The sequence below is a fragment of the Streptomyces sp. NBC_01314 genome (genome assembly GCF_041435215.1).
Taxonomy (GTDB): domain Bacteria; phylum Actinomycetota; class Actinomycetes; order Streptomycetales; family Streptomycetaceae; genus Streptomyces.
Window position 1 is genome coordinate 550,420 of the sequence record NZ_CP108394.1, and the last position, 17,358, is coordinate 567,777.

A 17,358-nucleotide genomic window follows, 5' to 3' on the forward strand; every position below is an offset into this window, starting at 1 on the left:
ATCGACGCCGCCAGCCCCAGCACAACCAGGACCGGTACGTCGTCCACGCTGCGCCGCACCGGCTCGCCGGCCGGGAACTCCTCCACGGCCCCGATCCGGTGCCGGCCCTCCGAGACGACGTGCGGGACCTCTTCGCCGTGGTTGGCGCCCGCCGGCCTGCCGGTACGCCGTGTGACCGCCCAGCATGCCGCCCAGTCCGACGGCTGTGAGACCCAGGAAGCCGTACGTCCGGCCCGCACTCCGATCAGGAGGCTCGACTCGCGGGAACGGCCGGGGCGCAGATCCAGTACCCGGAATGCGTGGTATGTCGCATGTAGCGAACCTGGTCTAGGGGCAATATGGCGCGGCGTCGCACCGGGGATGCCTCTCTGCCGGGCAACGGACTCTATCCACAGGCGACCTGGCAGAAGGTGATCAAAGACGTCGTGACCAGCACGGCGATCACCCTTGTGAGGAGCTGTCCATGTCCCAGACCCCCGCCGCTGCGCCGCTCGCCCCGATGTCCCCGAACGCGGTGATGACCGCCTTCCACTACGTCCAGTCGCTTCAGGAAGGTGACACCGAAACAGCCGGCATGCTCGCGAACGCCGAGCCGCGGCTGCTCACGCTGCTCCTGGTACGGCAACCGTGCTTGAGTAGGTTTCAGAACCGGCGCGTGGTCGAGGAGACAGGCTCTAGCAGGGGCCTTTGTCCTGGCCCGTGCCGCACACCGGGCCGGGGTCCTCAGCGATGTACATGAGGAACAAGAACCAGGCCATGAGGGCGACCGCGATGCCGATGCGCCAGAGCGTTTCCGTACGACGCTTGGGGTGTTGGTCGTGGTCGTCCCGCTTGTCGCTGTCGCTGCTCATGACTTCCCCCGGGTCGTAAGCCTGTTCAACACGGTAGCGGCTGTCACTGCTCTGCGCGACGTCGTCGAGGAGAGCACGCGTCTGCGTCATGTCCGGTTTCGCTCAGAAGGATCGCGCGACGGCCCCCGTCACACCTGCGGTTTGTCCACGCCGCGCTCGGCCTGGCGCCGAGCGGTGCAGCTCCGTCATGGTCGCCTACGGGTGGGGCTACCGTGATCCCGGCGTGTAACGCGCAGCCCGTGCTGACATGCCCTGACTCTACGATTGCAGAGGCAGGGCTCTGCGGCTGTAGAGGGTGCTCGAACCGAACGGAAGTGGTGTTCCATGCCGAAACGTCACGCGGTGGTGGCCGGGGCCGGAATCGGCGGCCTCACCGCCGCCGTCGCACTGCACCGCCGCGGCTGGCACGTCACCGTCTGCGAACGCGCCCCCGAACCCCCCGCCACCGGCGCCGGCATCGGCCTCGCCCCCAACGCCCTGCGCGCACTCGACACCATCGGCGTCGACGCCGCCCGCGCCGCCGGCAGCGCCGTACCCACGACGATGGGCGTACGCCGCTCCGACGGCCAGTGGCTCACCCGGACCGACACCGCCGACATGGCAGCCCGCTACGGCATGCCCCCGATCGCCGTCCCGCGCCCGGCCTTCACCGCCGCCCTGGCCGCCTCCCTGCCGCCGGAGGCCCTCCGCTACGGCACCGCCGTGACCGCCGTCGACGACGCCGCGGGCCGCCCGACCATCCGTACGGCAGTCGGCCCGAACCTTCCCGCCGATCTGGTCGTCGCCGCCGACGGCATCCACAGCCCGCTGCGCCGCGCGTACTTCCCCGCCCACCCCGGCCTGCACTACATCGGCGAGACCGCCTGGCGAACCATCGTGGACGCCCCGGACCTCCGGATACCGGCCATGAGCGAGACCTGGGGGCGGGGCGAGCGGTTCGGCGTCACCCCGCTCTCCGACGGCCGGTTCTACCTCTACGCCACCGCGGTCCTCCCGGCCGGCACCCGGTCGGCCGACCCCCGCGCCGAACTCCGGCGCCGCTTCGGCTCGTGGCACGACCCGATTCCGGCCCTGCTGGACCGCGTCCGCCGCCTCGACCCTGCCGACGTCCTCCAGAACGACCTCTACGACCTGGCCACCCCGCTCCCCACCCTGCACCACGGCCGGATCGCCTGGCTGGGCGACGCCGCCCACGCCATGGCTCCCAACCTCGGCCAGGGCGGCTGCCAGGCCATCGAGGACGCGGTGCTCCTCGCGCACCTGCTTCCCGCCGGAGACGGCGGAGACAGCGGAGACTCCGTCCCGGCCGCCCTCGCCGCGTACACCGCCGCCCGCCGCGGGCGCACCGACGCCGTGCGCGTCCGCGCCCGCCGGGTCGGCCGCCTGGGCGCCCTGCGTAACCCGCTCGCGGTGGCGGCCCGCGACCTCGCTGTCCGTGCCACCCCTGCCCGCCTGGCCCTGCGCGCCATGGACGACCTCTTCAACGGCTTCCGCCTCCCCGGGTAGCAGGGACCGCGAGTCTCTGTCGTCAAAGTCCCGCTGGGCCGCGCGGCCCAGCACCGCTGCTCGCTTCGTTGTCGGACCGCCCAACTGCGTCCAGTACTCGAGCGAACCTCCGCCTTGCGATGCACGCACCGGACAACACGTGCCCTATCGGGAGACTTTGACGACAGGGCCTCTAGCCAGACGTCGCCGACCGGATCGTCACCCCGATCACCGCGCTGCCCAGCGCCGACGAGGGCGACCCGTGCAGGGACTCCTTCGCCCTGGACGCACTCGGGCGGATCTTCCTCACCACGCTGCGTGCCGAGGACGACCTGTGCCCGGCTTCGGTGCCGGGCATCGCCCGGGCCATCATCCGCTTCGCCGAAGAGATCCTCACCGAGGACGGCCAGGACGTCGCGGAAATCCTGGAGCAGCTGGAGACCGCCGCCCTGCGCCAGGCCCACGATGCGCACCGTGCACCGGGTGCGCAGTCGGCGCGCACCACCGGCGTGTAGGCGCACCGCGCCGGCCGGTGCCGTGCGGGTGGTGCGCATCCAGTGAGTTGCCGCCAACTTGAAGTCCGAGGTCAAAGGGCTGGTGTGATCGGTCCTCGGGGTACTCGTGCTCGTCGTGGGCAAGAGTCCGCGGAGAAGATCATCCGTCAGCGGTTGACTTCGAGGTCCTGCCGCCCGGCCCGGTCCGGGAGAATTTGCGGTGCCAGCCCAGACAGCCCCAACAGCGCCACCGCGACGTGGCGCTGGTGCCCCAGGCGTAGCAGTCCGGGCACGGGCCGCGGCGCTCGGGGGACCACGGGTGGCAGCCGGTGCACAGGCCCTGGTGGTAGAAGCGTTCGACGAACCGCGCGCGGTGACCGTCGGCGCCGCCGTCGAAGGCCTTGGGCACGTCTACGACTCCGCCGGACAGGTCGAGTTCGACCCGGACGGCACGGCTCACCACGTTCAACGGAAAGGCTCCGCGCAGCCTGACGGTGCTGTTCGCCGACGCGACCTCCGGCGTGACGACGTACGCCGCAAACCGCGCCCTGGAGATCGGCGCGCCAGACGCGGAGGGTTGGGTGACGGTGGACTTCAACCGCGCGGGCAACCTCCCTTGCGCCTACAGCGACCTCGCGACCTGCCGCCTGCCGCCGACTGAGAACCGGCTGCCGGCAGCGATCGAGGCGGGCGAACGCATCCCCCTGGAACGAGGCGGCCGCCCCTGACCCGGCCGCGAGCCCCGCGCGGGTCCGGTCAGCGGGTCCGGTCAGTAGGGGTACCGGGGCGCCACGTCGACCACGTTGTAGCCGGGATCGGCCGAGGACTGTCCACCGTACCCGCCGTAGCCGCCGTAGCCGCCTTGGCCACCCGAGGGGTCGTAGTCCCCACCCGTGGGCGGCGGGGCGTCGTATGTCTCCACAGGCGCGGCGACTTCCCTGTAGTAGGGGAGGCTGGTCCATTGCGGGCCGTTGCGGTCCATGTGGCGGCTCTCGCTGTTGGCCGCTCGACTGCCGCCGTTGCAACGCCGGCACAGGACACGGAGGTTGTTCAGGTGGCTCGCCGCTTCCCGCGCGCTTTCCAGCGTGATCGCCGTGACGTCGCGGTCGATGCCGTGTCCTACTTCCGCCACCCATTCAATGGGGTCCACCATGCGGTGCACGTAGGCGAGGATGCCCTCGATGTGATCGATCTCGTACCAGTTCCTCTCCCTGGCGCTGGCGGCAGCCGCCCTGCTGAGAACCATGTCGCCGCAGTGCTGGCACTCGTAGCGGTTGGTACCGGTACGTGAACTCTCCCTGCTGTGAGTCATCTCCAGCACCGCTTCCTCGGTGCCGGGCAGCCAGGTGAGCTGGGTCCTGGTCCCGCTCCACAGTGGCTCACCGTTCGGGCCGAGGCGCGGGAGAGGGACCTGTGCGGCCTCCGTCAGGGGGTCCCGCTGGCCGCTGCCGCTGGAGGCGGCGCCCGCGCGGCTGCGCGCGTGGGTACGGGGCGCGTCCTCGTTCGCCCTGCGCTCGCTGTCCCGCTGGGTGCTCGAACGGCTGGAGCGACGAGCCATGCGCTGGACAGACTCCGCGGGGGTGGGTGCGGCAGCGGCCGAGATCAACCGCTGGATGCCGGCTGTCGGCGCGCTGACGTTCTCCATGGCGGCGGCCTGCCGCTCCTCCGGAGAGTTGGGATCCGAGACCTTCAGCCCGTCGCCGTTGTCGTTGCCCGAGACCTGCCCGGCCGCCTGCTGGAAGGTGTGCGCCACCTCGTGCAGCACCTTCGAGCGCGTCATGGCGCCGTCGAAGACCATGTGGTTGCCGGATGTGTATGCATCGGCGCCGATGCCCTGGGCGGATAGGCGCGCAGTCGCGTCGGTGTGCGTACGCAGGTGCGACAGGTCCACGCCGTAGACCGACTCCGCCTCCTTGCGCATCGGGCCGTCGAAGTGCCGGCCGGGGGTGCTGATGACGTCCGAGACGGCTGAGCGCTGCACGGACGGCGTCTGGCCGCAGCCGTCACCGCACCCCGTGTCGTGCCCCTGCTGCCGCTCCTGGTCCTGCGCGAGCCGCTGGACGACCGCGGCATTGCCCGCAAGGCCCTGAAGTGCCCGAGCCTGCGCGGCCGTGATCGGGGCCCTCACCGCGAGCGCTCTTTGGACCGCCGGAGGTGTGACGGCGGTACGCACCGATCGTGCGCGCCGGTCGGAAGAGCCTTTCTGGTCCGGCTCTCGCTGTGTACGCATTCATCCACTCCGTCGATGGCCAGGAGGTGTCTTTCCTTGTTCCACCTGGCTTATGGCAAGTTGGCCGGTACGTGAATGGTCGCAAGGGCAGCCCTTGCACCCTTGTGGACATACCTCGAACGATCAACAGAAGCCTCGGCGTTCGAGCATAGGCCCGGTTCGCCCGCACCGGCCCCGCATTCGTTCGCGACGCAGAGCGCGGAGCCGTTCGACCGCGACGAACGGCCGGCGATGACGGACGTGCCCCGGACAGGGCGGGGCCGGCGGTCCAGGCAGTGGCGAGACAGTTACTGACTTCGGCGAGCTGCTGAACAAGCACAGAGCCAGGACGAAGTAGACCACCGCGCGGGCCGGCAGAAGCCTGCGGCGGCGCTCGGCCCTTCCGGTCAACTCCAGTACCTCGTCGACCACTTCGGGGGTGATCTCCTCAGTGAGTACGCCGAGCCGGATCCGGTCGCCGAACTGTGGCTCCAACCGCCTTCGGGAGCTTCGAGGGGACACTGGACGGGGCGTCGACATGACGATTGAAGCAGCAGCGATGGCAGACTGAGCGCCCGACGGGGCTCCCTTGCAGGCAGTCGGATCTTGGTCGATCTTCTGTCCTACCGGGAGCCCCGTCGCCGTGTCCCGAGATTATCCGGCGCATCATCAGATCGGGGCGAATCCCCTCACGCACCCCAGGGTCCTACCCACCCAAACCGCTACCAGCATGGCGTCCCACCTGCACCGATGCGCTAAATCACCGGCATTGGACTGAGTACCGTAGTTGGCCCGTCCGGCCGAGCCTGCGCTCACCGACAAATGGGTGGGCCGCGTTGGCCGAGCGAGGCGACGCCGGGTCAGTCTCGGGCGCGGCGGCGCAGCCGGTGGGTGACTGCCCGTTGGGACAGGGGGCCGAGTCCTTCCAGGGCCTGAGCGAGGACGGCGAGCTGTTCGAGCGAGTCCAGGGCGCCGGCGGCGCCCTCGGGGTCGACGCCCTCGTACAGTTCGATGCCGACGAAGGAGGCGGCCGCAGCACGGGCCAGCCCGGCGGGGTCGGCGAAGGCGGCCAGGGGGGTCGCGGCGAGCAGCCGGGTCAGGACGGCCTCCAGCTCCTCGATCCACAGCGCGAGCCCGGCGGAGGTCGCGGCCGCGAGGGCGGGCACGGTCTGGCCGGCGGCCAGCAGCTGACCGAGGACGGCCACCTGGCCGGCGGCCCGTTCCTCGGCGTGCATCGCGCGGGCGAAGGTCAGGAGTTCCGTGAGGGAGTCCAGGGCGGCGAGCCGCTCGCGGTAGCGGGAGACGCGCTGCTCGGCGCCGTGCACGCAGGCAGCGGCGAGGAGCTCGTCGACGGAACCGAAGTGGTAGAAGATCAGCGCCTGGTTGACCCCGGCGGTGGTCGCGATCGAGCGGGCCGAGGTCTTGGCGATGCCCTGCTCGACCAGGGTGCGCAGGGCCCCTTCGAGGAGTTTGAGGCGAGTGGCCCCGCCGGACGCGCTCACGCGCGGGCCTCCTCGCGGACGGGCCGCAGGCCGGCGCGGAGTCCGCTCCCGCCCGCGTCGACGTACTCGGCGGTGAAGGAGCCCTCGTAGCCGAAGAGGAAGCCGAAATGCCGGTTGGTCACCCGCACCCGGATCCGGAAGCGGCCGGTGCTCTCGTCGAACGACTCGCGGACCTCGGCTTCGCCTCCGATCAGGGACGGAACGCGAACGTCGACGGGGCCCTCGCGGAAGCGGTGCTCGCCGGAGCGGATGAGGAGCGAGCCGTCGGGTTCGGCGCTCATGTGGAGGTCGCTGGCGAGGTGCTGGTGGGTGCCGAGGTAGTCGAGGACGCAGTCGCGCTCGGGGCTGAAGACCATCGTGGCGTCGAAGCGGTGGGGGCCGTCAGGCAGCTGGAAGGTCCGCGCGAAGGTGACGGTCTCGCGGCCGAAGGAGTCCACGTAGGGGAAGTTCTCGATGACGAAGGGCACATGGCGTCCCTCGCGCGGGACGAGGATGTTGCGCGTCCCGCCGAGCCGGAGGAACGGCTTGACGAAAGGGGCACCGTGACGGATCCGCTCCATCGTTCCGCGCCCGACGCAGGCTTCGCCGCTGTCGAGCCCGACGGAGAAGCGCCGCCGGATCTCGGGGTGCAGGCGGCCGAAGTCGGCGCCCATGTGGGTGTGAAAGATCGAGGTCACGAGGACTCCAGGACGGCGAGCAGCCGGGGGGCGCGGACGCGCACGGGAGGCGTACGTCGGCAGCGGCGTGCGGCGGGGGTGCCGGGCAGCGGGGGCAGCAGGGCGGCCAGGACGGCGGTGCCCGCCGCGAAGGCGAGCGGGGCGACGGGAGAGGCGAGCAGGGCGGCAAGGACCAGGGCCAGGCGCAGGGCGCTCTCCCCGAGGGCGCGGGCGAGGGCGGCGCGCGGGTGGGTCCCGCGTTCGCACCACAGCCGCAGCCGGTCGAAGGACCAGGCGGTGGCCCAGCCCATGAGCGGCCGGAAGACCAGCCGGTCGGCGACGGCACCGCAGCGGCCCCAGCGCGGGCGGTAGTCGTAGCCGGTCAGGAAGCGGATCCCGGTGGGGCCGGGGACGTAGCGCCAGTAGCCGCTGCCCTCGGCGAGCAGCGAGAGCGGGTGGCCCGAGGCGAAGCGCAGCGCCGAGACGCGCGTGCCGTCGGACCGCTGCCGCTCGCCCGCGCTGACTCCGGTGCCGGCGATCCACAGGAGGGGCAGCAGCCGGGTCGCGTAGCGGAAGCGCTGCGGCTCTCCCTCGACGCGGGGCAGGTAGGAGATCGAGGTGAACCTCAGGTCCCAGGACTGGTGCCGCGCCGGGTCCTGGGTCCGCTCCCAGAGGACGTCCATATCGGCGTCGATCACGGTCTCCACGTACAACCCCATGGCCGCCATCTCATCCTTCTCACGGTTTGAGCATTCGCTCAAACCGCAAGGTAGCCCAGTTTGAGCGAACGCTCAAGAAGATCGGCGGGCCGGTTGGAGCGTGCGCTCAGGACGCCCCTCACCCACGACCGCGCACGCACGCGACAGCGCCCCCGGTCGGTCGGCCGGGGGCTGCGGAAGAGGAGGGGAGCGGACGGGCGCCGCTGACTGGCTCGGCCGTCCCGCCCCAGGAGCGTAAGGGCCAACTAGAGCGCTCAGGGGCCATCTACAGCGCTCAGTCACGTGACTGAGCGCTTCAGTTGGCGAGTTGAGCTACGCCAGCCGCCTGCGGAGACGCGTGTGCCGGCCTGGGGCAACACGACAGCGGCCCCGCAGGTCAGCACGAACGCCGTCAAGACGCTCCCAGGCGGGACAGCCGGGTCAGCTATCGGTGCACGAGGGCCAGTGGTCTGCCGCCCACTCCGGCCAGCCCGGCCAGCCCGCCGGCGGGGGCGGGATCTCGCCGCCGTGGAGTTCGGCGGCGTCAGGCACCTGGAACTTCTCCCGCCATCGGTCTACGTCGGCCTCACTCATCGGGAACGTCTGATGCGGTGCCGTCGCCTGGCGGTGCGCGATGCGGGCGAGCTGGACATCCTTGTCCACGGGCAGGTAGACCACCTGGCACGCTGCCCCGCCCGACCGCGCCAGCCAGCGCAGTGCAGACCGTTCATCGCGGTCCCAGAGCCCGTAGTCGAGCACGACGCTGGTCCCCAGCCGCAGCGCCTGCAGGGCTACCGAGATGAGCCGCCCTTCGAGCACAAAGCGCCTGCCGTCGGCCATCGAATCGCCGAAGAGCGGGACCATCCAGTGATCCGGGGTCAGCCGCAGCGCCAGATGCGTTACGGCGAGCTCATTGGCCCAGGTGGTCTTCCCGGCTCCAGGGAGCCCGACCATCAGGAGCAGGGAGGCGACACCCGGGTCCTGCATGACAACGGGTCCGGCTGCATGCGGGCATGGGAACGGGAATGGGTTTTCGTACTGTGAATCGAAACGCTGCGACTGAGACATGTCTCCCCTGATCAGGCAGGATGGCCCGGCAGCACAGAAACAAGTGTGTGACTGCCGACAGAACACTGATCCGGCGGTACATCAGCAAAGGGCCGTGGTTACGGCACCCTCGGATACCGCCGCAAAGCGGCGGCACGGGTAGTCATAGCAGCGCAACAGCACATTCCTGCACCATAGCCGACCCGGACGTCGATCCGTCAGCAACCTGCGCGTCAAGCGAACCGGGCTCAGTCCTGCGGCGCCTTGAACGTGGCTCCGCCAATTCAAGCGCTCATCCGCCAACCGAAGTGCTCAGTCACAGCGGCCCGGAGCTCACGTCGTCACGGCCGTTCTCTACAGGTCGAACTCGAGGTGCTCGATGTCGGTGAAGCGGACCTCCTCCAGCCGGCCCGCGCGGCGTCCGTTGTCCTGGAAGTACACCTCCTTGAGTGCTTCGGCGGCGATCTGCTGGAGCTGCTGGTCGGTGGCGCCGGCCTCCTGGGCGTCGAAGAGGCGGGCGGCGTACTGCGGCGGCAGGGCGACCGTCAGGTGCCGGAGCCGGTCCTCGTCCGTCGTCCCGATCGGCGCGGTGTAGCCGATCCGGGCGCGGGTGTCGATGACGATGCCGCCGGTGGTCGCCGCCTTCTGTCGCGACTTGGCCCGGACCTGCGGCTGCCACCGCTTCTTCACCTGGGCCTCCAGACGGGCGGCGAGGTCCGGTCGGGGCTTCTTGATCTGGTCCTTCACGTACTGCTCGACGGTGCGCCGGGAGATGCGCAGCATCTGGGCGACTGCCTTTGGTCGTTGAGCGGCACAGCCCCATGAGCCGCAGCAATCGCGTCGATCCGTTGGGCGAGGTCGAAGTCCGCGACGGTCAGCCTGTGCCCGGCGTCGTGCGTGGTGATCCCGAACCAGACCTTCCCCCACCGCAGATCGATGTCCGTGTGGTGGCTGATCAGCCGCTCGACGTCCGCCACGTGCACGATCATCGCGACCCCGCCGTGATACCTGATCGCGTACGAGCGGGTGATCCCGTCCCCCTTCCGTCGCCAGCCCGGCACTGCGGCCAGGGCCGTCGCGATCTCGTCCTCGGTCAGCGGCACCGGTACCTCTGCCACGTCGGCTCCCTACGGTCGCGGGCGCCAGGACCTCGGCAAGGTCCCGGCCGACCGGGTCTCGACGGCGATGTCCGCCACCGTGCGGGCGATCTCCAGTGCCTGGTCCGGCTCGCCCGCGCCGGCCGCCGCGGTGGCGTGGCGGGCGAGGTACACGCCGCGGTCACGGCGCGCAGTCTCGGGGACGACGTCGAGGGCTTGGCCCCACAGGGAGACTGCCTCGACGCCGAGGCCGAGCCTGCCGTAGCAGGTGGCGCGCTGCACTTCGAGGTAGCCGGGCGTACGCCTGTATGCGTTGCCCCACGGAAGGTCGTCGTCGACCTGGGCGAGGAGTCCGTCCGCTTCGTCGATCAGCCGGTCTACGGCGTCCCGGTCGTGGGTGAGGCTGACTCCGTGGGCCTGCTGCTGCATGGCCATGATGCGGACCTTCGGCACCAGGCGGTGCGAGTCCTCCAGCGCGGCCTCGCACAGGTCGATGACTGCGTGCCCGTCGCCGAGGTCGGTGCGTACCTGGGCCAAGTTGACGAGGGAGTAGCCGATCAGGCCAGCCAGCCGACGAGGGCGGCGTACACGGCCCCGACCCGGAGGAGGCCGCGGCGGGTCTCCCCCTTCACGGAGCGCACGAGCTTGTCGAGCAGCTGATACTGCGCGGAGACGGTGCCGATCAGGTCGTGCGGGCCGAGGAACATGTCCGCCCGGTAGTGGCCTTCCAACTGGGTCTGGAAGTAGTCGATCAGGGCAGGGTCGACGTGCTGCGGCGCGACCGGGCCCGCGACGAGAGCTGACGCGGTGACCGAGGCGAATGCGCGGCGCTTCACCTGCTCCTCTTCGTGGTGCTCGGGTCGGATCCATCCGGGCGGGGTGGTGAATCCGAGGTCTTCGGGCCAACTGCCGAGCGCGTCGTGGATGACGATGGCGGTCTCCTCCGGAGGCCAGCCGGGGCGGTCGCCCTCCCACCGTCGCCACGTGCGCGGGGACACCGTGAAGTGGGGGTCGTCGAGGAGCCGTTGCCCGTGCTCGGTGAGCCGGGCGGCGGCTTGCTCCATGGTCCGCCAGCCCGTCCGTAGCCGTGCGGCCCTCAGCGCATCGTTGCGGCCCACCTGTCCAGTCTGGGTGTCATCGCGTCGTCTCCCGGCCATGGCCGCCACGTGGCCACGGATGGCCACGGCACGACCTATTTGCGTCTGTGCGTGTCAGCCCATCATCCAACTGTGATGACGGCACGTACACGGAACGCGACGGTAAGCCTCCCATCGGGGAGGCTGGTGGAGGTCGGGCGGATGAGGCAACAGACGATGCCCGAGCCGCCGGTCACTGTCGGTCTCCCCCTGGCCCTCGGCATCTGGGGCGCCCTCGCCGGAGCGGGCGGGGCGATCAGCCGACACCACCCTACGACTGCGGAGTGTGCGTCGCGCTGGTCAAGGAGCGGACCGAGGCCAAGGGCCGGGGTGACGGGTCGCGGGTCTCGGACCGCAACGTGGAGATCCGCAACCACCACCCGGCCCGCCGGAAGCGTCGGCGGTGACCGTGGATACCGGCGGGGTCGGTGCGATCGGCCGCACGGGTAGGGCGTGGGCAGTCTCGCGCAGCAGGCCGACGGCGACCGGCACGGCGTCCTCACCGATCTCATCCGGGGTGCAACGGGCCCGCTGGACCACGGCTGCGAGCCGGGTCACCGGGCCCCGGGCCGGGTCGGCGGCGAGCCCGGAGAGCCAGCCCATCACCTGTTGCGAGGCCGCTGGCAGGCGCATTGCCAGGGTGGCCGCCGCCTCCATGATCCTCAGCCGCGCCTCGATGTCGCGCTCGGCGGCCAGCCGCTCGCGCAGCACGGCGGCGGCCAGGTCGGCGTCATCGTCGAGGAAGAGTCCGAGCCCGCCGATCGCGGCCAGGCGCACGTCCGGGTCGGGGTCGCGGGCGAGTTCGGCGAACTGCGCTCCCCGCTCGCGCAGGAAGGCGACGGCCTGCCCGCAGCCCATCGGTGGGTAGTACTCGATCTCGGTGCCGTCGTCCTCGAAGCCCAGGTCGAGGGACTCCCGGCCGATGCTGACCAGCAGCGCGACGACGGCGGCCCGCTCAGGCGTGGTGCCGTCGGCAGCCAGCTCGAACAGGAAGGGCAGGCTGGCTGCCGTCGACGGGTACACGCTGCCCTGGTGGTGGACCGCGCCGTAGAAGCGGTCGAGGGCCTTGCGGCGTTCCTCGGTGTGCGGGGAGCGCAGCGCCCACAGCAGTGCTGGCACCTCCTCGGCGGTGCCATACGCGTGCTCCATCGATGCCCAGTCGATGTCCTCAAGTCCCTCGAACATGATCCGAACCATGCCAGGCGGCCTTGACAGCAAGGGCCGTTCCAGGCGCAGGGCCGCAGGACGCCATCAGCGCGGCCAGGACCGAAGGGGCGAGGCGTGCTGCGCGGGATCACGGCAAGCGGTCGGCCCTTCGCACCCTTACAGGGCGGTGGAGGGAGCCGTCGGGCCCGGGACGTTGCGCGGTGTGCTCAGGGAGGATTCGGGCGCCTGGCGCAGGACGCGGGCCAAGTCGTGTCGTATGCGTTCGGCTTCGCCCCGTACCTGGGCGGGGACGTCGCCGCGCTCGGCGACGAGTCGGCTGAAGATGGGTGTCTCCTGGAACACGGCGGGATCTGCTCTCTCTGTCGGGACTTCCGGGCAGCGGTGCGGGCCGGTGGGTGGGTTACAACTGCGGGTCGAGGCCGATAGCGGGCCACACCCGGCACCCTATGGCGGGGCACTGACAGCGCGGATCACCTTGCGCGTGCACTCCGCGCTCGACGCGGTCGGGCTGACCGCGTCGGTCGCACGGGAACTCGACGAAGCCGACCTGAGCTGCAATGTCGTCGCCGGTTTCCACCACGACCACCTGTTCGTTCCGTACCAGCACACCGACCGGGCGGTGGCCCTCCTGGAGGATCTCGCGCGGCGCTCCGTTTGAGGCCCGGCCCCGCCGCGTCTCCGTTCCGGCGCGCGCACTCTGGTGGCCACCGCCGGTGCCGACCGGATCCTCTTCGGCACCGACTGGCCGACCGCATCCGCCGACATCATCACCGACTTCACGGTGCCTGCCCCTGAGGCGCGCCTAGCTTGTCGGCCCCTCCATAGCTGCTGCCCCGGCTCAGGCAGCACGGCTCGATCAGCGGGGCCGTGGTCTGGTTTGTGACTGTTCGCGATGTTGGCGGTTGAGCGGGTGCGCCTGGCTGGTCACGGCGTTTGTGTTCACCGCAGTTGGCGAGTGCAGTTCACGGTAGTTGGCGAGTCCGTGGCCGAAGCAGCCGGTTCCGCGAGGTCTGGGCGGGAGATGCTCGGTGAAGGCGTCGCGTGCGATGCCGTACGACGCCCCTTCACCGAGGACAGGGCCCGTGGGCTGCTGCTGACCGACTTGACCGATGGGGATTCGGGTCGGTCTGTACGGCGAGTTCCTGCTCCAGGCCGTCGAGGAGGGCTTGGAGGCCGAACTCGAAGGTCTTGTCGGGAGCGGCGGCGTAGTCGGCAGCCGCCTGGGTGTCCAGCCGGGCGCGCAGGCGCGGATAGCGCATGGCGATCTCCTGCGCCTTGGTCATGGCGTGTTGGAACTGCTCTTCGGCGGTGCTGTGGGCCTCGTTGAGTTTGCGTGTGAGTGAGGCGGTCGCGGCGACGCCGGCCGCGTTGCCGAGGACGTAGGTGAAGACGGCGGCCGCGGCCTGGTCGGCCTGGGCGCCGGTGAAGCCGGCAAATTCGTAGACGGCGAGGCTGTGGTCGTCGTGGCGGGCCTTGCCCTCGCCGTAGACGACGTGTGCGGCGAAGACCTGCACCAGCCATGGGTGCCGGGTGAACATCGCGTACAGGTCGGTGGCCATGGCGGTGGCCGCGGTGCGCCAGTCGACCGCATCAAGGTCGGGCAGCGTGAGCTCGCTCCACACCTGGTCGGTGGCGAGCAGGACGAGGTTGTCCTTGTTCTTGACGTGCCAGTACATGGCCGTGGCGGCGGAGTTGAGCCGGTTGCCCAAGGCGCGCATGTTGAGCCCCTCGAGGCCCTCGGCGTCCAGGAGCTCGACGGCGGTGCGGACGATCTGGTCCCGGGTGAGGGTGTCGCGTGCCATGGCTCCACCGTACTCAGCACTTGCACAAAGTTCAAGAAAGCACTTGCACGCTGTTCAAGTCTGGGCTTAACGTCTCCCAAGCCAGCCAGTTGAACTAAGTGCAAGTCCAGGGAGAGCCCCGTGAACACCTTCGCCGCCGTCATGCAGTTGCTCGTCGCCGCCGCCTTCATCAGCATCCCGCTGGTCCGCCACCGTTTCGGCCCTGCCGCGAAGGCCGCCGCAGTGGCCGAGCTCCGCCGCCAGAACGTCCGCCCGGAGGTGCTGGAGGAGAACAGGCTCCGGTTCGACGCCGGCGGTCACGAGACCGCGGCACCGGTGGCCGTGGCCGCCGTGATGACCGCCACCGCCGCCGTGAACTTCGCGGGCGCCGACCTGGCCCAGCTGCTGACCTGGATATTCTCCTCGCTGGTGCTGCTGATGAACGCGGTGATCGTCTACAGCAACCTCACCGCGGTGAAGTCCGTGGAGGCCGCCTTCCGCCGCAAGGACGACCCGGAGCTGGCACGCGTCGAAGTCGAGCCTTTCCTCCAGGCCGCCGAGGACGCCTTCCCCCACTGGGTGCGCGCCCAGACCTACCTGCGCAACACCGTGGTCTTCGGCGGCTCCGCCGTCGCGCTGGTCGCCGTCTCCCTTATCTGACAACGCGTATGGAGTACGGCCTTCGCGGCGATGTGGTCGCAGCGAAGGCCTGCGCCGTTCTCCGGCCGCATGCGCCCAGACCGACGAGGAGGCCGCTGCCCACAACCCGCACACCGGCCCCACTCGTCCGCTGCCCGGCTCGCCAACTGCATGAACATCCGCCGGCTGTCGCGAACAGTCACACGCAGTAGGCCCCGCCGCGCTCCCGACTCCGATCCGGGTTATCCACAGGCCAAACGCGATCGGCGGTTCCTTCGTACGCTGCTGCCCAAGTCGATCACACGGGGGCGCGGGATGCGGTACAGCGTGGTGGTGGAGGAACTCGCGGTCGAGGTCATGGCGCAACTGCCGGACGACCAGGCCCGCAGGGAGGTGACGGCACTGTTCCTGGAGGTCCTCGGCCCCTCGGCCGAGGCCTACTACGACGAGGCGGTCGGCCCGCGCCCCTTCGCGTAGGGCTCTATGACAGGTAACCCAGCTCGCGCGAGGCCGCGGCCACGGTGTCGCACAGTTCGCGGGTCACCTCGGCGAGGTGGTCCGGTGTGCCGAGGCTCTCGGGCAGCACGACGGAGACGGCGAGCGGCAGCGGGTCGCCTGCCGCGAAGACGGGCGCGGCGACCGAGATGATGCCCGGGATGACGCCGCTGTGCGTCACGACGTGTCCGTCGTCGCGGATCCGCGCCCGGGTGGCGGCGATGCGCTCGCTCGTCCACTCCCCCTCCCTGCCGTGGAGCTCTCCGCCCAGCACCTCGCCGGTGAGGCTCTCGGGCAGGTGGGCCAGGAAGACCTGACCCACGGAGGACGTGAGCAGGGGAAGCGTGGCGCCGACGCGCACCGTCAGGGGCAGCGGGCGGGTGCCGTACGCCCAGCTCACCACGATCGGGCCGCGGTCGCCCCAGACCGCGAGGTTCACCGAGTGGCCCGTGCGGTCACGGAGCTGTATCGCGTGGCCGCTCACCACCGCCACCTCGTTGGTGCGGCGCAGCGACTCGGCCCCCATACGGCGCATGGCGGCCCCGAAGTCGTAGAGACCCGAGGCGGGATCCTGCGAGGTCAGACCGATACGGCCGAGGCTGACGAGGTAGCGGTGCACTTTGCTGGGCTGCATGCCGCTGGCCTGCGCGATCGCCGACAGGCTCAGCGCACCGCCGCCGCTCTCCAGCGCCAGCAGAACCTTCATCGCCATCTCGACGGACTGGATGCCCTGCCGCTCCCCGCTCTCCCTGGGGTCAGTCGTGGTCACAGCTCAGCCTTCTCCCCTGCCGGTGGACGAACGCGGTCAGCCTATCGAGAGGGCCGATACAACCGATCTTACATTCACTATTGCGGAACGCATTACGTTCTGGTGAACTGCGGGAGCAGTGGCGGTCACCTCCCTCAGCTGCCCCGCCCCACCGGCTGCCCGTCTCGCAGCCGCCCCGAGCCACTCGTCCTTCGGCGCACACACCCGCGCATCCCATCCGCCCCGGCCACTCACACCGAGCCGGGCGCCGCCGCACCCCGCCTTGCAGACGGGACCTCAACGGCAGAACGAGGCCCGCGTACGAGATCCCGCATACAAGATCCCTCCGAGGAGAACTCCGCGATGAAGCTGATCGGCCTCGAAGAACACTTCGTGACCCCTGACCTGGTGGGCCACGGCGCCTCCACCGCCTCCATCGCCCAGCCCCATGCGTGGGCCGAGGCCTCCCGGCGGCTCCTCGACCTCACCGAGGAACGCCTCGACACCATGGACGCCTCCGGCCTCGACATGCAGGTGCTCTCACTCAACTCCCCCGGCCTCCAGGCGGAAAAGGACCCGGCCTCCGCCGTACGTCAGGCGATCACCGTCAACGACTTCCTCACCGGCGTCATCGCCGAGCACCCCGACCGCTTCTCCGGCTTCGCCGCCCTGCCACTCCAGGACCCCAAGGCCGCGGCCGACGAGCTGGAGCGCGCGGTCACCCAGCTCGGCCTGCGCGGCGCCCTCGTCAACGCGCACACCCACGGCAGGTACCTGGACGACCCCGCCCTGCGCGTCGTCTGGGAACGCGCCGAGCACCTCGACGTACCGCTCTATCTGCACCCGGCCAACGGCGTCGACACCGCGCACGTGCTCTCCGGGCACCCCGAACTCGTCGGACCGATGTGGAGCTGGGGGATCGACACCGCCACCCACGCCCTGCGACTGATCTTCGGCGGCGTCTTCGACGACTTCCCGAACGCCAAACTGCTCCTCGGCCACATGGGAGAGGGACTGCCCTACGTGATGTGGCGGATGGACTCCCGCTGGGAGTTCCACGCGCACCACGGCATCGAACTCAAGCGCGGGCGCCCCTCGGAGTACATCCGGCACAACCTCTACATCACCACCAGCGGCGTCTGCTCCCCCGCCCCGCTGCTCACCGCCCTGCTGTCGATGGGCGCCGACCACATCCTCTTCGGCACCGACTACCCCTTCGAGGACATCGAGACGGCCACGAAGTTCCTGAAGGACGCCCCGATCAGCGACGCCGACCGGCTCAAGATCGGCCACCAGAACGCCGAGAAGCTGCTCGGCCTCGCCACCACGCCCGCGCTCGCGGGTGTCTGAGCG

General features: G+C 70.4%; 19 protein-coding genes and 4 pseudogenes. 7 read left to right on the forward strand and 16 right to left on the reverse strand.

All coding sequences use genetic code 11. The features are described from left to right. Nucleotides 1-20 precede the first annotated feature (20 nt). Together OG622_RS02510 and OG622_RS02515 are read right to left on the reverse strand one after the other, a co-directional pair. A pseudogene (locus OG622_RS02510) lies at nucleotides 21-237 on the reverse strand ((2Fe-2S)-binding protein); the annotation flags it as partial. Nucleotides 238-674: 437 nt separating this feature from the next. Next, complete coding sequence (locus tag OG622_RS02515; protein WP_371572844.1) at nucleotides 675-941, reverse strand: hypothetical protein; 267 nt, start codon at nucleotides 939-941, stop codon at nucleotides 675-677. A 234-nt stretch (nucleotides 942-1,175) separates the two neighbouring features. Between OG622_RS02515 and OG622_RS02520 the strand changes: the two genes are divergently transcribed. The 3 genes and pseudogenes from OG622_RS02520 to OG622_RS02530 all read left to right on the forward strand — a co-directional run. Then, nucleotides 1,176-2,357 carry an FAD-dependent monooxygenase gene (locus tag OG622_RS02520; RefSeq protein ID WP_371572846.1) on the forward strand — a complete coding sequence of 394 codons (1,182 nt, stop codon included), beginning with the start codon at nucleotides 1,176-1,178 and terminating at the stop codon, nucleotides 2,355-2,357. A 326-nt stretch (nucleotides 2,358-2,683) separates the two neighbouring features. Then, nucleotides 2,684-2,851, forward strand: coding sequence for a hypothetical protein (locus tag OG622_RS02525; protein ID WP_371572847.1), 168 nt, complete (start codon nucleotides 2,684-2,686; stop codon nucleotides 2,849-2,851). 334 nt (nucleotides 2,852-3,185) lie between these two features. After that, nucleotides 3,186-3,558 (forward strand): annotated as a pseudogene (locus OG622_RS02530) (DUF1684 domain-containing protein); the annotation flags it as partial. Between the two features lie 41 nt (nucleotides 3,559-3,599). Here the strand turns inward: OG622_RS02530 and OG622_RS02535 are convergent. From OG622_RS02535 to OG622_RS02590, 12 genes and pseudogenes are all read right to left on the reverse strand, one after another. Further along, nucleotides 3,600-4,958, reverse strand: coding sequence for a DUF4157 domain-containing protein (locus tag OG622_RS02535; protein WP_371572848.1), 1,359 nt, complete (start codon nucleotides 4,956-4,958; stop codon nucleotides 3,600-3,602). A 225-nt stretch (nucleotides 4,959-5,183) separates the two neighbouring features. After that, on the reverse strand, nucleotides 5,184-5,579 hold the full coding sequence (locus OG622_RS02540) for a transposase domain-containing protein (protein ID WP_371572850.1): 396 nt from the start codon (nucleotides 5,577-5,579) through the stop codon (nucleotides 5,184-5,186). Nucleotides 5,580-5,899: 320 nt separating this feature from the next. Further along, complete coding sequence (locus tag OG622_RS02545; protein WP_371572852.1) at nucleotides 5,900-6,541, reverse strand: TetR/AcrR family transcriptional regulator; 642 nt, start codon at nucleotides 6,539-6,541, stop codon at nucleotides 5,900-5,902. Then, nucleotides 6,538-7,218 carry a DUF4166 domain-containing protein gene (locus OG622_RS02550; RefSeq protein WP_371572855.1) on the reverse strand — a complete coding sequence of 227 codons (681 nt, stop codon included), beginning with the start codon at nucleotides 7,216-7,218 and terminating at the stop codon, nucleotides 6,538-6,540. Before OG622_RS02550 ends, OG622_RS02545 begins: the two co-directional genes overlap by 4 nt. Further along, on the reverse strand, nucleotides 7,215-7,916 hold the full coding sequence (locus OG622_RS02555; RefSeq protein WP_371572857.1) for a hypothetical protein: 702 nt from the start codon (nucleotides 7,914-7,916) through the stop codon (nucleotides 7,215-7,217). The genes OG622_RS02550 and OG622_RS02555 overlap by 4 nt, the downstream gene beginning before the upstream one ends. A gap of 420 nt (nucleotides 7,917-8,336) precedes the next feature. Further along, complete coding sequence (locus OG622_RS02560; protein WP_371572858.1) at nucleotides 8,337-8,882, reverse strand: AAA family ATPase; 546 nt, start codon at nucleotides 8,880-8,882, stop codon at nucleotides 8,337-8,339. A gap of 414 nt (nucleotides 8,883-9,296) precedes the next feature. After that, nucleotides 9,297-9,740: pseudogene (locus OG622_RS02565) on the reverse strand (XRE family transcriptional regulator); the annotation flags it as partial. Then, nucleotides 9,686-10,045: a 4a-hydroxytetrahydrobiopterin dehydratase gene (locus OG622_RS02570; RefSeq protein ID WP_371583987.1), complete on the reverse strand. Its 360-nt coding sequence runs from the start codon at nucleotides 10,043-10,045 to the stop codon at nucleotides 9,686-9,688. The gene OG622_RS02570 and the pseudogene OG622_RS02565, both read right to left, overlap by 55 nt. Before the next feature lie 24 nt (nucleotides 10,046-10,069). After that, a complete protein-coding gene (locus OG622_RS02575; protein ID WP_371572860.1) occupies nucleotides 10,070-10,576 on the reverse strand; it encodes a hypothetical protein in 507 nt (168 codons plus the stop codon). Between the two features lie 20 nt (nucleotides 10,577-10,596). Beyond that, the gene (locus OG622_RS02580) at nucleotides 10,597-11,157 is read right to left on the reverse strand and encodes a hypothetical protein (protein ID WP_371572862.1); all 561 of its coding nucleotides are present in this window, start codon (nucleotides 11,155-11,157) and stop codon (nucleotides 10,597-10,599) included. A gap of 318 nt (nucleotides 11,158-11,475) precedes the next feature. Next, nucleotides 11,476-12,360, reverse strand: coding sequence for a hypothetical protein (locus OG622_RS02585; RefSeq protein WP_371572863.1), 885 nt, complete (start codon nucleotides 12,358-12,360; stop codon nucleotides 11,476-11,478). A 138-nt stretch (nucleotides 12,361-12,498) separates the two neighbouring features. Beyond that, nucleotides 12,499-12,684 carry a hypothetical protein gene (locus OG622_RS02590; protein WP_371572865.1) on the reverse strand — a complete coding sequence of 62 codons (186 nt, stop codon included), beginning with the start codon at nucleotides 12,682-12,684 and terminating at the stop codon, nucleotides 12,499-12,501. Between the two features lie 127 nt (nucleotides 12,685-12,811). Between OG622_RS02590 and OG622_RS02595 the strand changes: the two are divergent. Continuing rightward, nucleotides 12,812-13,000, forward strand: a pseudogene (locus tag OG622_RS02595) (ACT domain-containing protein); the annotation flags it as partial. Between the two features lie 406 nt (nucleotides 13,001-13,406). On the opposite strand, the gene OG622_RS02600 reads toward OG622_RS02595, so the two are convergent. Then, the gene (locus tag OG622_RS02600) at nucleotides 13,407-14,144 is read right to left on the reverse strand and encodes a TetR/AcrR family transcriptional regulator (RefSeq protein ID WP_371572866.1); all 738 of its coding nucleotides are present in this window, start codon (nucleotides 14,142-14,144) and stop codon (nucleotides 13,407-13,409) included. Nucleotides 14,145-14,264: 120 nt separating this feature from the next. Here OG622_RS02600 and OG622_RS02605 point away from each other — a divergent pair, with 120 nt between their 5' ends. After that, nucleotides 14,265-14,783, forward strand: a complete 519-nt coding sequence (locus OG622_RS02605; protein ID WP_371572869.1) for a hypothetical protein — start codon at nucleotides 14,265-14,267, stop codon at nucleotides 14,781-14,783. Between the two features lie 294 nt (nucleotides 14,784-15,077). Next, nucleotides 15,078-15,239, forward strand: coding sequence for a hypothetical protein (locus OG622_RS02610; RefSeq protein ID WP_371572870.1), 162 nt, complete (start codon nucleotides 15,078-15,080; stop codon nucleotides 15,237-15,239). A gap of 4 nt (nucleotides 15,240-15,243) precedes the next feature. On the opposite strand, the gene OG622_RS02615 is transcribed toward OG622_RS02610, so the two are convergent. Beyond that, nucleotides 15,244-16,026, reverse strand: a complete 783-nt coding sequence (locus OG622_RS02615) for an IclR family transcriptional regulator (RefSeq protein WP_371572872.1) — start codon at nucleotides 16,024-16,026, stop codon at nucleotides 15,244-15,246. Nucleotides 16,027-16,368: 342 nt separating this feature from the next. On the opposite strand from OG622_RS02615, the gene OG622_RS02620 reads away from it, so the two are divergent. Continuing rightward, a complete protein-coding gene (locus OG622_RS02620; RefSeq protein WP_371572874.1) occupies nucleotides 16,369-17,355 on the forward strand; it encodes an amidohydrolase family protein in 987 nt (328 codons plus the stop codon). Nucleotides 17,356-17,358 lie beyond the last annotated feature (3 nt).

Bases quoted from the DNA above. Each gene is read 5' to 3' on its own strand.
- OG622_RS02515 (WP_371572844.1), bottom strand. From the start codon at position 941: ATGACGCAGACGCGTGCTCTCCTCGACGACGTCGCGCAGAGCAGTGAC.
- OG622_RS02520 (WP_371572846.1), top strand. From the start codon at position 1,176: ATGCCGAAACGTCACGCGGTGGTGGCCGGGGCCGGAATCGGCGGCCTC.
- OG622_RS02540 (WP_371572850.1), bottom strand. From the start codon at position 5,579: ATGTCGACGCCCCGTCCAGTGTCCCCTCGAAGCTCCCGAAGGCGGTTG.
- OG622_RS02555 (WP_371572857.1), bottom strand. From the start codon at position 7,916: ATGGGGTTGTACGTGGAGACCGTGATCGACGCCGATATGGACGTCCTC.
- OG622_RS02560 (WP_371572858.1), bottom strand. From the start codon at position 8,882: ATGCAGGACCCGGGTGTCGCCTCCCTGCTCCTGATGGTCGGGCTCCCT.
- OG622_RS02585 (WP_371572863.1), bottom strand. From the start codon at position 12,360: ATGTTCGAGGGACTTGAGGACATCGACTGGGCATCGATGGAGCACGCG.
- OG622_RS02600 (WP_371572866.1), bottom strand. From the start codon at position 14,144: ATGGCACGCGACACCCTCACCCGGGACCAGATCGTCCGCACCGCCGTC.
- OG622_RS02610 (WP_371572870.1), top strand. From the start codon at position 15,078: ATGCGGTACAGCGTGGTGGTGGAGGAACTCGCGGTCGAGGTCATGGCG.
- OG622_RS02620 (WP_371572874.1), top strand. From the start codon at position 16,369: ATGAAGCTGATCGGCCTCGAAGAACACTTCGTGACCCCTGACCTGGTG.